13 protein-coding genes are annotated in these 15,657 nt (G+C 61.5%); 6 read left to right on the top strand and 7 right to left on the bottom strand.

What is annotated here, in order from left to right:
- Positions 1-79: 79 nt before the first annotated feature.
- The 3 genes from NKI97_RS34565 (at position 80) to NKI97_RS34575 (ending at position 3,986) form a co-directional block, all read left to right on the top strand.
- Entirely contained in the window at positions 80-1,162 is a 1,083-nt protein-coding gene (locus NKI97_RS34565; RefSeq protein ID WP_352746819.1) for a sensor histidine kinase, read from the top strand.
- A 338-nt stretch (positions 1,163-1,500) separates the two neighbouring features.
- On the top strand, positions 1,501-2,721 hold the full coding sequence (locus NKI97_RS34570; RefSeq protein ID WP_352637703.1) for an OmpA family protein: 1,221 nt from the start codon (positions 1,501-1,503) through the stop codon (positions 2,719-2,721).
- Between the two features lie 11 nt (positions 2,722-2,732).
- Positions 2,733-3,986: a caspase family protein gene (locus NKI97_RS34575; RefSeq protein ID WP_352838531.1), complete on the top strand. Its 1,254-nt coding sequence runs from the start codon at positions 2,733-2,735 to the stop codon at positions 3,984-3,986.
- Positions 3,987-4,060: 74 nt separating this feature from the next.
- On the opposite strand, the gene NKI97_RS34580 is transcribed toward NKI97_RS34575, so the two are convergent.
- On the bottom strand, positions 4,061-4,585 hold the full coding sequence (locus tag NKI97_RS34580) for a DUF6931 family protein (protein ID WP_352637707.1): 525 nt from the start codon (positions 4,583-4,585) through the stop codon (positions 4,061-4,063).
- A gap of 256 nt (positions 4,586-4,841) precedes the next feature.
- Between NKI97_RS34580 and NKI97_RS34585 the strand changes: the two genes are divergently transcribed.
- On the top strand, positions 4,842-5,372 hold the full coding sequence (locus tag NKI97_RS34585) for an OmpA family protein (RefSeq protein WP_352453871.1): 531 nt from the start codon (positions 4,842-4,844) through the stop codon (positions 5,370-5,372).
- A gap of 215 nt (positions 5,373-5,587) precedes the next feature.
- Here NKI97_RS34585 and NKI97_RS34590 read toward each other — a convergent pair whose 3' ends face one another.
- The 6 genes from NKI97_RS34590 to NKI97_RS34615 form a co-directional block, all read right to left on the bottom strand.
- Positions 5,588-5,953, bottom strand: coding sequence for a peptidoglycan-binding domain-containing protein (locus NKI97_RS34590; RefSeq protein ID WP_352746830.1), 366 nt, complete (start codon positions 5,951-5,953; stop codon positions 5,588-5,590).
- Positions 5,954-6,378: 425 nt separating this feature from the next.
- The gene (locus NKI97_RS34595) at positions 6,379-8,712 is read right to left on the bottom strand and encodes a M23 family metallopeptidase (protein WP_352452796.1); all 2,334 of its coding nucleotides are present in this window, start codon (positions 8,710-8,712) and stop codon (positions 6,379-6,381) included.
- Positions 8,709-9,119 (bottom strand): DUF1036 domain-containing protein, encoded by a 411-nt coding sequence (locus tag NKI97_RS34600; protein ID WP_352452797.1) that lies wholly within the window; start codon positions 9,117-9,119, stop codon positions 8,709-8,711. Before NKI97_RS34600 ends, NKI97_RS34595 begins: the two co-directional genes overlap by 4 nt.
- A 107-nt stretch (positions 9,120-9,226) precedes the next feature.
- Entirely contained in the window at positions 9,227-10,492 is a 1,266-nt protein-coding gene (locus NKI97_RS34605) for a hypothetical protein (RefSeq protein WP_352838532.1), read from the bottom strand.
- Between the two features lie 52 nt (positions 10,493-10,544).
- Complete coding sequence (locus NKI97_RS34610; RefSeq protein ID WP_352838533.1) at positions 10,545-12,086, bottom strand: serine/threonine-protein kinase; 1,542 nt, start codon at positions 12,084-12,086, stop codon at positions 10,545-10,547.
- Positions 12,087-12,091: 5 nt separating this feature from the next.
- Entirely contained in the window at positions 12,092-12,865 is a 774-nt protein-coding gene (locus NKI97_RS34615) for a PP2C family protein-serine/threonine phosphatase (RefSeq protein WP_352838534.1), read from the bottom strand.
- 285 nt (positions 12,866-13,150) lie between these two features.
- Here NKI97_RS34615 and NKI97_RS34620 point away from each other — a divergent pair, with 285 nt between their 5' ends.
- Positions 13,151-14,011 carry a site-specific integrase gene (locus tag NKI97_RS34620; protein WP_150834625.1) on the top strand — a complete coding sequence of 287 codons (861 nt, stop codon included), beginning with the start codon at positions 13,151-13,153 and terminating at the stop codon, positions 14,009-14,011.
- 12 nt (positions 14,012-14,023) lie between these two features.
- The gene (locus NKI97_RS34625; protein ID WP_352838535.1) at positions 14,024-15,205 is read left to right on the top strand and encodes an IS91 family transposase; all 1,182 of its coding nucleotides are present in this window, start codon (positions 14,024-14,026) and stop codon (positions 15,203-15,205) included.
- Positions 15,206-15,657 lie beyond the last annotated feature (452 nt).

Below are 15,657 nucleotides of genomic sequence, written 5' to 3' on the forward strand. Positions count from 1 at the left end.
ACGCGGTGCGTCAAATGCAGCTTTGGCGATGGCGGGCGCGCTGCATTGTTGATATTGTCCGCACGGAACAGGCGCGCAAATGACACCGGATTCAGAAAAGGCCGAGGCGGTCGAGCAGTTGCTTGATACACCTGACCTTGCAACCGCACTGGAAAGCGAACAGTTCAAAAAATTCCTTGACCAGGTGCCGATCGCCATTGCCGTTGCGAACCTGGCCGCTGAGGAGCGCGTAGTCTACGCCAACCCGGAATTCGAGAAACTGTCAGGCCTGACGGCCGCTAGGCTCACACGAAGAAACTGGGCAGTCCTTTTGGGCAAAGGCCTCCACGAGCAGAAGGACCGGCCACTTGCCGAGGCCGTGGTCGAGGAAACCGATTTTGTCGGCACCTACAGGCTGGAACGCAACGAGGATAAGCCGACGATCGTCGACGTTTATTCCAATGTGATCGAGGACGACAACGGCAAGATGTGCTTCCGGCTGGTGGCGCTGGTCGACGTATCGGCCCATGGCGAGGCGGGAGATGAGCGCTCGGTGGAGGAGCTTGTCAGCGAGAAAGACACACTGCTGCGCGAACTGCAGCACCGGGTGAAGAACAACCTACAGATGATCACCGCACTGATCCGGCTGGAAAGCCGCAACGCGACCGAGGCCGACCGGAGACGGTTTGAGCGGCTTGCCGGTCGCGTCGACGCTCTGGCGATCCTCTACCAGACGCTAACGGCCGACGAGCCGAAAGAGGAGGTCGATCTTGGCGTCTATCTCAGCCAGATCGCGTCCGCGGTGATGAGCTCGCATGCAGTCGAGGGGATCCGCCTGGATATGAAGGTGGATACATATCCCGTGTCAATAAACGTCGCCATGCCGGCGGGACTGGTCGTCAACGAATTGCTGACCAATTCACTAAAGCATGCGTTCCGGGGGCGCGACGGCGGCACGATAACACTGCACAGCGTCGTCGATGGCGACGGCTGCCGGGTTATAGTGGCGGACGACGGAATCGGCCTGCCGGAAGGCGAGGTGTGGCCCAAGCCAGGCAAGCTCGGAGCGCTGATCGCGCGATCGCTGACCGAGAACGCCAAGGCGCAGCTAGCTGTCGAGTCCAGCGCCAACAAAGGAACGAAGGTGACCATCGTTTTCAAGCGGACGGCGGCAGCAAGCTAAACGATTGCCGTCGAACATGGCAGGCGGGCGGCTGGCTTCATGTCGCGGCTTTGGGCAGGTGCCTGCAAATAGGCTCGGACGCGCTTCGCGGCCTGCTTCACATGGTCGAAATCTTCAATCGAAGAGCCGCCAGCTGCATTCCGCGGGAGAAGCAGGATGGAGTAAGCCGGGCGTTTCCCTCGCTTGGCTGGTCCAGCGTGATCCGGCTTCAAGACAGCGGCAGGTAGCGCAGCGAATATTCTCCAATCAGCTCCATTGTTCGCCAACAAGACTGCTTGTTCGCGCAACACCATTTTGCCGGAGTTCCGCAGCCCGGGACCTGAGCGGAATTTACACCATTGCGGTCGATTGGCCGATGCTCGCCAAGCCTTGACAATTGTTCTATGCTCTCCTTGGCACGGCATGGTGGTGATTGCGACACGGAAGGCTGTTGTCCTGGTGGGGGTTCAATGTTCGAAGTCGTCGGAGACTGGCGGAAAACGGGCTCGAGAAGCTGGCTAGCCCTAAACACCCTTGGCTTGATCGTCGCGCTATCGGTGCTGTTATTGCCTGGGCTGGAAAGCGCGAATGCACAGACGAATTGGACACTCGACCCGACGGCCTCCGTGCTCACCTACCAGTCGGTCAAGAAGAACACGATCGTCGAAACCAACAAGATCAGGAACATAGCCGGCACCCTTTCTTCGACGGGTGAGGCCAAGATCACCTTCGACCTCAACTCTGTCGACACGGGTGTCGACCTTCGCAATGTCCGCATGCGGTTCCTTTTCTTTGAGACATTCAAGTATCCGTCCGCCGAACTGACCGCAAAAGTTGACCCTGCCGCATTTGCCGACCTGGCGACCAAGCGAAGGGTCAAGGCAGTGCTGCCATTCCGCCTCAATCTGCACGGGGTCGACAAGGATTTCGAGGCCAATATCGTCGTGACCATGATTAGCGACAGCATGGTCTCCGTCGCTTCGGAGACGCCTGTTGCCGTACATGTCGAGGACTTCGGACTGCTGCCGAATGTCGACAAGCTACAGCAGGCCGCCAATGTGACCAACATTGTTCCGACCGCTTCCGTGTCTTTCGATTTCGTTTTCAACGCCGGCGGCAGCAAGCCCGCGGCCGTGCAGACGATCGCTGCAAGTACTGCCGACGTCGGCCCCGTCGCCACCGATGCCGCGAAAGCGAATTTCAGTGATGAGGAGTGCCTCAACCGGTTCGCGGTGCTCTCCCGCACTGGGGCCATCTACTTTCGGTCGGCGAGCGCGCGGCTCGACAACCAAAGCCGTCCGCTGCTGGCAGAGGTGGTTGGCGTGGTCGGCAAGTGCCCCCGCCTGAAGGTAGAGGTTTCCGGCCACACCGATTCCGATGGTTCGCCTGTAACCAACAAGCTGCTGTCGGAGCGCAGGGCCCAGGCCGTTGCCGATGCCATTGTTGCCGCGGGTATTGCACGAACGCAGATCACGGCAACCGGGTATGGCGAGGAGCGGCCCGTTGCGGCCAACGATACGCCGAAGAACAAGGCGCTTAACCGGCGGATCGAGTTTTCCGCCACCAAGCTCGTCAACTGAGGAAGGACCTCTTGTTCCGGTGGGGCTTCGATCTGATTGCCTGTTTTGGCAGTGCCCTGCGCGCGATCGGACTGGTGACACTCTCGCTATTGTTGACATTGACGGCGGCCAATGCGGAACGCCGTGTTGCTCTAGTCCTTGGCAACTCCCAGTACCAGCATGCGCCGGCGCTGACCAACCCGGTCCGCGACGCGCAGGCTGTTGCCGATCGCCTTGCGAAGTTGGACTTTGAAGTCGTCTCCGGTTTCGATCTGACCAAATTGCAGACCCAGACGACGATTGCGCAGTTCGCAAAGCAGGTTCGCGGCGCCGACATTGCCCTTTTCTTTTACGCCGGCCACGGTTTGCAGGTTTCAGGCAGCAACTACCTGCTTCCGGTCGATGCCGCATTGGAAGACGAGACCTCGCTTGATTTCGAGGCGGTGCCTGTCGAGTTCGTTTTGCGGCAAATGTCGCGCGAGACCAGTATAAGACTGATTTTCCTCGATGCCTGTCGCGACAATCCCTTGGCCGAAGTGTTGGCAAAGGCCGCCGGCGTCAAGGGAGCGAGAAGCGGGCTTGCCGAAATCCCGATCGAGAATGGCGGTGCGGGTACGCTGGTCGCCTTTTCCACCAGTCCCAATCAGGTCGCCTATGACGGATCGAGCGAACATTCGCCGTTCACGTCCGCGTTGCTTGCCCATATCGGGGCTTCGAACATCTCCATCACCGACGCGATGAACATGGTCACCGCCGATGTTTTCAAAGCAACCGCCGGCAAGCAGCGCCCGTGGATCAATGTCTCGCTGACCACCGAGGTCGTTTTGCACAGAGTCGATCTCAACGCGCCGCTGATCGTCGGCGAAGCGACGGCTCCGCAACAAGCGGAAGACGGCTCGGATGGGCGCAACGCCACCGCAAATTCGTCAGGCGACGATGAGGCACAGCTTGCGCTTAATGTCCTGCGGCAGAAAATCCCGAAACTGGCTTCGGACGATCCGATTTTTTTCGACCGACCTATCTATTTTGGAGACCCAGCAATCGACGGCAAGAGTATCGCCGAGCTGATCACGGGCAAGCCGCTCTTCACTCCCGTGGAAGGGCTCGACAAGGCGGTGTGGGAGGGCAAGCACTGCAACGGCTGCCATGAGTGGAATGAGGATCGGCTATGCGAACAGGCGAAAAATTTCGCCGCCAACGATGTCTCCGTTCTACGCCTGCAACATCCGCTTGGGACACGCTTCAAGGTGGCGCTGGCCAAATGGGCGCAAGGCGGCTGCAAGTGAGATCTGGGCCCTTCGGTTCGAACACCCCTGGCCAAACAAGACGATGGAGCTGCGTCTATTGGAATGGTTCGGGTCTAATATGCATCCGCCGATTGGCGCTGCGCCTCGATGTCGGCCAACTGGAGGCCCATTTCGACAAAGGCGGAGAGAACGGCAAAGCGGTCCGCCAGTGCGACGCGCGCCAGCCCTGCTAGAACACCGGCATTGACTGCATGGGCGGCAGGATGTCGCTGCAAGGCCGTTGGCGCGGCTGCGCCGACGACAGATCCGGCAACGCCAAAACCATTGTCACGCCATTCCGCAGCCAAGGCAATCCAGGCGCCCGGCGTTGCCGGCGGGGTTGCCGCAGCCTCGCTCACTGCGGCGCGATGGCGGGGACTGTCCGGTTCGCTGACCCAGTCGCGAACAAGCGCGAGCAGCTCTTGATCTGCCTTATCGAGCAGTTCGCTCAGATGCCCCAGGCATTCATGGGCCCACCAGACCGCAGCCCGATCAGGAAGCAGGTAGGCACAAAACGTGATCGCCTCTTCGGGAATGGGCCCGGCGAGGAGATCGCGGCAAAACTCGATCGAACGCTGCTCGGTTGGAAGGGCTCTCATGTCTCTGGCGACAGCGGGACAAGCCACAAAAAGATCCCGTGCCGTTTTGAATCGGAGCCCATTGGCCATGACGCCACGCTTTCATCGAGGACCAGTCGGTACTCAAGCCCCCGGCGTGGCGCCGGTCAAGTCTCAACTCGTGGTGACGGAGATCGGCCGACACAGCCACAGGCTCGTCGTTTATTGACAGACAAGTGCGTGGGAATTCGGTATATTCACGCTTGGTAATATCGGATGCTCAACAGGAGTAACCGCTATGCGGTGGGCCAGTTTACCCTTGGTGTTGGCGGTCGTGGCTTTCTCGACCCATGTTTCCGCCGACCCTATCCAGAAATCAGAAGACATCGTCAAGTTTTTTGCTGGCGCGGCCGACCTCGGCAAGTCTCGGGGGATTTGTGTCGGCACCGAGGAGCAGTGCAAGACCAAGGCAAAAGACGGGCCGGCCGACAAATCCAGTCTCGACATGCTGATCAATTTCGGGCTGGATTCGGCCGAACTCGACGCGACCGCACGCGCTGAACTCGAGGAGTATGCCAAGGCTCTGAAGGACAGCCGGATCAGTACTTTCCACTTCGTCGTCGAAGGCTACACCGACGCTTCCGGTCCGGAGCACTACAATGAGCGGCTGTCGCAGCGACGAGCGCAGTCGGTGACGTCCTTCCTCACATCCAGTGGCATCGAGGCTGACCGCATCAACGCAATCGGGTTGGGCGAAACGCATCCGCGTAGCTCCAATCCATACGACGCCGTCAACCGCCGCGTGGAAATGCGTATAAAGGCCGAGTAGCGTACGCTGGTGCATGCCGCCAGAAACTGTGCAGCAGTGCGTCAGGAACTGCGCGGCAAGCCCAGCGGCAGGCCAGGCGAATAGGCTTGGAACGACCCCGGTCAGTTCTTGAGCACGCGGCCCACCATCACACCGGAGCAGGATCCGTCCGCCGCACCATGGTCTTGCGCAACCGCTGTTTCTGAACGACCTGTTGTTGTTGCGACGTTTCTGCGTCACCCGACCGCTGGGTGCGGACGCTCTGCGCAACCTGCTTTTTCGGCTGCGTTGCACGGGCTTGATCGGCGCATATCCGGCACGCACGGCTCCATCATCGGATCTGTCTGAACCTCGAGGAATGCCAATTGCTCGCGCGTCAGATACGTGGTCGGCGGAAGACCATTCTTCCCTTGCCAGATGCCGATTGCCCGGCGGGTCTGCGGACCTATGTTTCCGTCTATGCGGCCCAGTCCGTTGCCCAACCCCTCGATGCGCAGTTGCAGGTCGATGCGGCTCTGGCGGTCAAGACAGATCGTACTTTCTGTCAAGTCGGGGCCCGCTGTTTGCTTCACCTCGTCCGAAACGCCGACCGATGTGCGCACCGCAGAGCCGGAGCTGTCATTCGCCTGGTCCTCATCGCGCGCCGCGATGTCGCAAGCGACATCATCCTGACCAAACGCCGGCAGCCGGTTTCAAGCGCCCGCTTTGCGGGCGATCCTGCTTTTAAGGCCGTCAAGGTTTTGCCACCGATCGTGTGCCTGAGCGTCTCCAACTTGCCGTCTCGAAGGAGGCCCTGTAGCTCACGGAGGCGGGTCCTGCTTTTCCTTCCGCCGTCGCAGCGAACTCTATTTTGCACATGTTAGGTTTTTTCAGCGACAGGTCGCATCAACCCGAAAATGGCCGTGGCGTATGTGAACTTGGCCACGGTTCGAAAGGGCGCAGAGGTCGAAGTACAGCACTCGTTGGACGGAAACCCGGTCGTCTGCGTGCACCGAAGCGGTTACGATTTGCCGCGCCATGCACAGGTTCAAAGCGCATTCTGAACAGAGCTCAGCATCGCCGTGATCGCCTGTTTGTACTTTGCGAACTCGGGCGACGTCTGCCGGACCTCCGTGGTGGTCGTCGTCTGCTGGCCCGCCGTGGTTGTGGCTGGGCTCAGCTTGCGACCCATCTTTCTTTCGGCCCAGTCCGCGACATAGCTGGCGGTCTTGCCCGTCAGAAAGGGATTGGCCTGAATGACGGCTGACCCGAGCACGGCGCTCAATTGCGCCGAACCCGATGCCGACAGCACCTGATGCGCGCCCTCCATGCCGAGAAAGTGGCAGAGATAGAGCCGGCCGGCTGTGATCTGGTGGCCGCGCGCCCGAAGATAGGCTTCGCCTTCTCGCGCCAGATTGCGAACCATCTCGCGCGAGATCGTGGCGTCGTATCGCAGGGCGAGCAGGTCGGCAGTCGAGAGTGTGCGTGCAAGTTCGGGGCGGTAAGTGTTCATCATCCGGATCCAGGTCTTTGTGATGAATTGGCCGGCGCCGGTCGCTGAAGAATTTGGGTTCTTGGCACGGGCGCTGCCGCCACTTTCGACATGAACGATACGGTCGGTGAGCGTTTCCACGGCGGAAAGATCCGAAGCGACCGCGGTAACCGTGCCCAGTGGGTCGATCGCCGCGCCATTCTGATAGAGTTCGAAATGCAAATGCGGTCCGGTCGAAAGGCCGGTGGTGCCGATATAGCCAATGATATCGCCAGCCTTCACCTTGGTGCCGACGCCGCCCTCGATTGCGAATTTCTGCATATGAGCGTAGCGCGTCTCGCGCCCGTTTCCGTGCGAAATCTTGACCAGATTGCCATAGCCGCCCCCATCGCCCTGGAAGCTGATTTCGCCATCGAAGGCGGCTGCGATCGGCGTGCCGACCGGCGCCGCCCAATCGACGCCCTTGTGGATGCGAACGGTGCCTAGAATTGGATGCTTGCGCGGCCCGAAGGTCGAGGTCAAGACCCCGTTGACCGGTGTGACCATGCCGTTGGTGACCGTCAGCGAGCGGACCTGATCGTCGCCTGTCACGCATGCAAACTGGCCATCGCCCTGCTGGAAGACGAAACAGTCGAGACTTTTTGTCGTGCCCTGGACACCCACATATAGCACCCGCCCGGCGCCTTCGTCCTTGCCGCGCGGCGTCTGCGAATAGATCAGTACAAGACGCTGGTCCTCGCTTGCGAAAGCGTCCAGATCCTGTCCTCTCGACAGATACATGATCGCTTCGCCGATCACGCCGGTCGGAACGCTGTTGCGTGCCGCTGTCGAGTAAATCGCGTCGAGCAAACGATACTGCCTTTTGTGTGCGCCTTCTTCCGGCGCACCCGAGTAGTTGAACAAATCTTCGCGTACCCAGGGATCAGCCCCCGAGACGAACACGCCTGCGGCATCACGCGTCAGCGTCCCGACAAAAACGTTCTTGGCGTAGATCGACACCTGCATGAGGGACATTGTTGTCGTCTCGCGGTTGGGTCGGTATCCACGCAGGGCGACGACATAACCCGGTTCCAGGCCGTCCCGGCTAAAGAGCGCCTTCAGGGCCTCGCCTGCCAGCCTGGCGTCGTCGGCGGAGAAATGCGCATCGAGCGCAACGCTGTCCAGACTGCGACTGTTGAGGATCTTCACGAAAGTGTCTTCGGTGGCCTCGAACCGCTGATATTCATTCGTGACAGTTGCGACGCTGGTGTTGTTTTCGATCTGGGTCTTCTGGAATGCGGGAAGGGCTGCGTCGCCTGCATCGATTGTTTCACCCCAGCCGGCTTCGGGATCATCGGTGTCGGCCTGTTGATCCGAAGCCGGCGCGAGCTCACCCGCGCCAGGAGATGGCTCAAGATCGTTCTGCAGATCGCTGGAGGGCGCGGGGGCGGTCTTTCGTTGCGCCTGGAAGAATGCAAAATCCTCCTGCGTCGACGGTATCGTCGTCATGAATTTTTCGCTGGCGCTAAGCATGACGTCGGACAGGAACTCGATCTGTGGCGAAACCCCTGCCGGGTCGAGTTCTGCCGGACGCGGAATCACGCGGCCTTTCGTTGCTGCGCCGTTATCGGGTGCGAGCGTGATCCACATAGGATCCCCCGCCAAGCCGATAATCGCAGGCACATAGACAGATGCATCGGCCGGCACATCGTCGGCTCCTTCTACCGCGCGCAACTCCTCGTCTTCGTCGCCAAATGACCAATAGTCCGCGGTGAGGTAGAAGCCGACGGCGATCGAACACAGGAAAATCAAGGCCAAGCCTGCAATGAGCCGGCGCCAAAGTGCGCGCCGGCGAAGGGCGGCGCGCGCCTGCTTTTTCGCCTTGAAGCTGGTGTCGATGGCGTGCGTCACGGACTGCTTCCGGTCAGGAAAAACGTCCACCGCACCTGTTCAAGCGTATCGACTTCAACAAATCGCGCCGCGATATGGCCGCGCTGCCAGCACTCGTCGATGCCGCGTATCGAGAACCGTCGACGCTCGATGCACATTTCGGTCGACCCGGTCAGGATCGCGTGGCCAAAAACGTCCGTGGCGTAGATGTAGATGAAGCGGTTCGTCAGTTCGTCTCGAACGACGTTTACGCACTGATTCGCGCCGATCGTCCACCAGCCATCGGTCTGGTCGGCATTGTCGATTGTCTGGCCGACGGCGAGGTTGACGACGTCGAGTGTCTGATTGCAGACCGTGAATTCGGCGCGCGCTTCATTGCATGAGAGCACGGCCAGGAGTGCCGCGCCCGAAACGACCGCAAGCCTCATGCGGCCTGTCAAGATAAACAAGGCTCGAAACCGATCGCGCTGCTTTACGGGCAGGCCGTCAGATGAGCGGGGCAAACGCGAGCGGCAGAGTTCCATTGCACGCCATACTACCCGCCGAGCCGGAAATATTTGGCATTGGCCGAGAACTGAGATCCGTTGGTCTCGATTTCTTCGAGAATTTTGGGCAACAGTTGCGAGGCCGGCATTGGCGTAGAAAACGCAGCCGCCTGAATGTCCTGGGGGCCGGTGATCACCATAATGATCTGCGGTACGGCCTTGCCTGCAGCCCTGTCGGCGGCGCCGAGGCCGATCGGGATGCTGAAGGTGGCCTTGTCCGACTGTACGACCATGCGGTCGTCGAGGTTGAACATCATGCCTTTGTGGTCGATCAACAGCACGCTGGAAATGAGCCCGCCATGCGTCACCAGCGTGCCGCTGATCGGCGTACCGTTCGGCACCGATGTTCGATCGAGAACCAGCTGCGGCTTGACGACTGCAGTCTGGCCCAGAAAGCGCAGGAAGTTGGTGACTTCGCACTGGGGCGGCTCGATGAGGCGCACGCTTATGTCCGGCTCAACGTGGAACTTTGCCTGGAAATCAGTCAACATTTGTTCGAATGGATGAACCGCCGTTCCAAATCCTTCGATGGCCGCCGTCTTGTCGGTTATCGACGTGACGGCCGCATAGAAACAGTCGCCGCCGCTGAAGTCGCGAACCCACGAGACCCGTTGCGCTACGTCGTCGATGACCGGAGGAACTTCCAGCTTGGGCACGTTCAAGGCGACCGTGGCCTGGTCTGGCTGTCTGGCGGCCGGCTCGTCGGCCTGCTGCCCCTTTTCGCTCATCGCATCTGCCTGGCCTGCAGCCGGCTCGGGAAAGGGCGCGGCCGATTTCGCCTCCGCCGGCTGGCTTGCCTGTCGTTCAGGCTTTTGGCTCACCGCGACATCGGGCTGGGGGGCTGGCGGCGTTAAAGCTTTTTCGGCTGGTGGAGCGATTGGAGCGATCTTGCCAAGCGGGGGAGGCGTCTTCGGGCTGCCGCCGGCCGCGATGTCGGGCTGAACTGCCGGCGACATCTTTTCGGCCGGCGGCTGTGCCGCGCTTGCTGATGATTTCGGTGTTTCCCTGGCTTGCAGGGGGATCTTGGTCTCTTCCGGCTGCGGCTTTTGGCTCTCCGCGACGTCGGTGCGCGGCGCTGACGGCGATGACGTTTTTTCGGCTGGTGTTGGGGCTGGAACGAGCTTGTCAGGCGGCGGAAGCGTTGTCGGGCTGGCGTTGGCCGCGGTATCGGGCTGAATTGCCGGCGCCACGTTTTCGGCCGGCGGCAGCGCTGCGCTAGCTGATGGCTTCGGGGCTTCCCCGGTTTGTGGGAGCATCTTGGGCGACTCTGCCGACTGCTTTTGAGGCACAGCCGCCTCTGCCTGATTTTCAGTTGGCGAAGCGGTGGTCTGCGTTTGCGGCTGCGCGGGTGGAGCTACCTCTGGCGGCACATTGTCCGTCGCGACCGGCTTTGATGCCTCTGGTGCGGGCTCTGATGGTTCTGGGGCGGACAACGATGTCGTGCCTGCGCTCGGCGTGGTAGGCGTCATAAAACCGCTGACATAGAGGCCAGCAACCGCGCCGAGAGCCAGCGTCGCGAAGGCAGAAATCGCGATGGTTCGGGTCTTTGTGGATTTTCCAGGCCCGGCCCCCCCCGCCCCCCGGGGGGGGGGGGGGGGGGGGCGCGGCGGGGGGGGGGGGGGCCGCCGCGGCAGTGCTCGACGCGCTGGCGGTACCTTCTGAGACGACCCCCTCTGGCCCCCAACGCGCCCCCGTCCCCCGGGGCGCACCGCACCAACGCGCTCTGGGCGGGGTTGTGGTGTTTTTCCCCGCCCCCCCCCCCTGCCCGGGGCGGGGCGGGCTGGCGACTGCTGAAGGCCGCCGCGGTTCGGACAGCAGCGCAGGCCGGACATGCGGGACGAAGCGCTGCCCACCTGAACTTGCCGTCGCAGGCGCGTCACGCCCCAAATCATAGGAAGGCTGGGCCTTGGACTCAGGCGCAAGTGTTTGCCCCGCTCGTGGCAAACCCGGCCGATCGCGGGTCGGGACGAACGTTGGTGGCGTTGTCCCTTCGTCCTCGTCACGCGTCATTCTGGCGATTTCCGCCATGCTCACCGGGCGGTCTCGCGGATCCGGTTGCAGCATGGCTTCAACAATGCCACGAAAATCGTCCTCGATGTCGGACAGGTCGGGCACGGTCCGGCGCTTTTCGATGATCTCGAATTGCGACCCGCTCATGTCGATCGGCTTCCCGCGCAGAGCGGCAACCAGCACCAGCCCCAGACTGTAGATGTCGGATTGCTCGCTGACGTCGCCGCTGTACAGCCCCAGCTGTTCGGGCGAAACGTAGTTGTACTTTCCCGCGAATTTTCCGCCGATCAGGGTCTCCCCGCCGACGGTCGCCGATCGCGCAATACCGAAATCGATGATCTTGGCGTGGTCGACTCTACCTCCTGGCAAGATGATGTTATCGGGCGAGAGGTCGCGGTGAATTGCTCCCGCTTGATGCACGGCGCTCAGACCCGACGTGAGGCGATGGCAGAGCTTGCGTACCTCTTCAGTCGGCATCGGGCCACGTCGCATGATGTCGTACAGCGACTCGCCGTCGACAAATTCCATGGCAAGGTAGGGACGGCCGATGCCTGGATCGATGGTGAAGACGTGATATCGCACGACCGCATCATGCGACAGGTGATTGAGGATTGACGCTTCCTTGCGGAACAAGGACAAGATCGTCGGGTCGCGGGCAAATTCGGGCAGGACGATCTTGATCGCGACGTGGTCGCCAGTCTGGATGTTGTGGCCACGGTAGACCTCGCCCATGCCACCGAATGCGATCCGCTCGTCAAGTTCGTAGATGCCGCTGAGTTGCGTGCCGACGGCGGTATTGGCCAGCTGCGGCGATATTCGCGTCTTGTCGTCGGCGCTCATCAGCCTCAACCCTCCGCTCTGGACAGATCAGGGTAGGGGGGGTGTCCGTTGTGCCCGTTTGCGAACTTCACCAGCACAATGGTGACATTGTCTGTTCCGCCCCGCGCCAGCACCATTTGCAGCAGATTTTCGCAAGCCGCCTGAGGGGTCGCAGACACCACCACGGCCCCGATCTCGGCGTCGGTCAAATGCGCCGTCAGCCCATCTGTGCACAACACGAAGATGTCTCCCGGCATAATTTCGCCTTGCTGGAAATCGATGACGATTTCGTCGCTGACGCCGACCGCATGCGTGATGACATTGCGGCGCGGCCAGGTGAGCGCCTCGGCTGCGCTGATCATGCCACGATCGAGAAGTTCCTGAACTTCGGTGTGGTCCCTCGAGATCTGCGAGATCGAGGCATTACGGACCAGATAAACCCGGCTGTCGCCCGCCCACAGGCAGGCAAATCGCCCATCCATCGCCAACAGGGCGGCAACGGTGGAGCCGATGGTTATGCCGCGAGATTCGGAGATCCTGCGGATGTCGGCGTTGGCGCGGCTCAGCCTGTCTTCGAAGCGCGCACGAAGATCCGGGGCGGAACTAGCAATGCCGATCGTGGCTAGATGTTCGACAATGCTGGCTGAAGCGACCTCTCCGGCTTCATGTCCACCCATTCCGTCGGCCACCACCCACAGGCCGGTTCGTGGCTCGACTAGATAGTTGTCTTCATTGTGCTCACGGACACAGCCATTGTGGCTCACGCCGAAGCTTTCAAAGGAAAGGGCGACATCGCTCACCTTGCCACCAAGCGCTTCTCAAAGCGTCCTCTGCGGCGCATCTTCAGGCGCTCGCTGCTGCCACTTTGCCACAGGCTGGAATATTAAAGTATCGAAATTTAGCTTTCAGCCCGTGACGCGGGATCGCAGCAGCTTTGGCGCCCTAGAGCGGTTCCTGATTTGACGGAATCGAAGGGGATTGAACGAAGCCGCTGACGCGTCATTTGGTGCGTGGGTTTGCGGATGACGCTTCTGTTTTGAAGGATTGCGGCTGTTGAAGCGCAATCTTGAGAACAGGAGTTTGAGATGGCCGAGTTGAGCCCTCTTCGCCGACGCATGATCGAGGACATGACGATCCGCAATCTGTCGCCGGCCACCCAGCGATCCTACGTGCACGCGGTGGCCAAGTTTTCGCGCTATTTCGACCGCTCGCCGGACCGGCTCGGCCTGGAGGACGTCCGCGCCTTCCAGGTCCATCTGGTTTCGGCGGGAGTCTCGTGGCCGGCGCTGAACCAGACGGTGTGCGCGCTGCGGTTTTTCTACGGCGTGACGCTGGGCCATGCCGAGATCCCGGAGCGGATCGTCTACGCCCGCTCGCCACGCACGCTGCCAGTGGTGCTGAGCGCCGACGAGGTCGTCCGGTTCCTGGAGGCGGTGCCGAGCCTGAAGACCCGAACGGCATTGACCACGGCCTACGCCGCGGGACTTCGCGCCTCGGAGACCGTCGGGCTGAAGGTCGGCGACATCGACAGTGAACGCGGCGTGATCCTCGTCCATCACGGCAAGGGCGGCAAGGACCGCACCGTGATGCTGTCGGCGCAGCTTGTGCGCATCCTGCGAGTCTACTGGCGGCTGGCGAAGCCGCAGGGTTGGCTGTTTCCCGGGCGCGGCGTCGACCGCCCCATCGATGTGCAGGTTCTCTATTCGGCGTGCCGCTCGGCGCGTGCGGCTGCCGGCATCGACAAGCGCGTGACGGTGCATACGCTCAGGCACAGCTTCGCCACGCATTTGCTGGAGAACGGTACGGACATCCGCATCATCCAGGTGCTGCTCGGCCACAACAACCTGTCGAGCACGGCGCGCTACACGAAGGTCTCGAACGGTCTCATTCGGCGGACGGAAAGCCCGCTCGATCGGCTGACCATTGAGGTTGTGCCGCCGGGCTGACCGGTTCCGCCAATGTCGGCGAGACTGGAGGTGGCGGACATCTTCCGCCGCCACGGCGAGGCGTATCGGCAGGCCCATGACGGCCATCTCGGGCGCGTCGAGCGGCGCGTGATGAGCGCGATCGAGCTATGCCGGACCGCCGAACTGGGCGGCCATGTCGAGGGCTGCCGGTCCTGCGGGGCGATCCGCGTCGCCTACAATTCCTGCCGCAATCGGCACTGCCCGAAGTGCCAGGGACAGGCCTGCCGGGAATGGCTTGCCGCGCGGCGGGGCGAACTCCTGCCGGTTCCCTATTTCCACGTCGTCTTCACGCTGCCGGCGCAAATCGCGGCGATCGCCTTCCAGAACAAAGCGGCGGTCTACACGATCTTGTTCAAGGTGGCCGCCGAGACGCTACGCACCATCGCCGCCGATTCCAAACATCTGGGAGCCGAGATCGGCCTTGTCGGCGTCCTGCACAGTTGGGGTCAGAACCTCCATTATCATCCCCATATCCATTGCATCGTGCCAGGTGGTGGGCTGTCGCCCGATGGAACGCGCTGGATCTCTTGCAAGCCCGGCTTCTTCCTGCCGGTGCGGGTGCTGTCGCGCCTGTTCCGCCGACTCTTTCTGGAGGAACTGCGGACAGCGTATGAAGCGGGCAAGTTGAGCTTCTTCGGCGATCTCGCCGAACTGGCGCTGCCCGTCGTGTTCAGACGCCGGCTGGGCGAGGCCCGCCGCCTCGAATGGGTCGTCTATGCCAAGCCGCCGTTCGGCGGGCCAGAGCAGGTGCTGGCTTATCTCGGTCGCTATACCCACCGTGTCGCCATCGCAAACTCCCGGCTCGTCAGCATGGCCGACGGCAAGATTGTGTTCCGCTGGAGAGATTATCAGCATGGCGGCAAGGCAAAGCTCATGACGCTGAATGTGCACGAGTTCATCAGGCGCTTCCTGCTGCACACCCTGCCGGACGGCTTCCACCGCATCCGCCATTATGGATTCCTCGCCAACGGCCATCGCGCCGCAAAGCTCGACCTGTGTCGCAGGCTGCTGGCCAACCCGCTGCAGGACAATATCGAACCGCGCGTCGAAAGCACGCCCGCGCCCCTCTCATTAGCGCATCGCTGCCCATGCTGTGGAGGATCGATGATCACGCTGGCCATCTGGCGCTGCGGACAAGCGCCGCCAGGTCCCTTGTGGGACAACACCTCATGATCGTACGCGGCAGGTCCACATCACCAGCTTTGGTATCCGTCGCCATCCGCGCCGGCATGCCGACCTTTGACTTTCCGCACAAGACCGCGAGCACTCGTGCCCGCGACAGAAGGCGTCCCCACCCAATCCGCGGTGATCGCCATCAAGAGTCGACCTTCCACCGTGCCATCATCCCTTGGGGTCGCATCGCGGTTGCCCTTCATTCACCCGACGAAGACAATCCCGACCGCCCCTCCAGGCTACAATCCCCATAGCGCCAGATTAGCCCGCGGCTTCGTTCAATCCGGCTTGCAATGAGGTCCGACGTCGAGCCTGCGTGCCCCGGCTGTGCCCGGACCTCACAGAACCCTTCAGATTGAACCCTTCAGATTCCGGATCAGTCGGTTTTGTGATTCAAGATGCTGGCTGGAGTGGAGGCCAGCATCGGATGACGCGACCTCTTTCGGATGATC

The organism is Mesorhizobium sp. M0296, from assembly GCF_040321675.1.
Classification (GTDB): domain Bacteria; phylum Pseudomonadota; class Alphaproteobacteria; order Rhizobiales; family Rhizobiaceae; genus Mesorhizobium.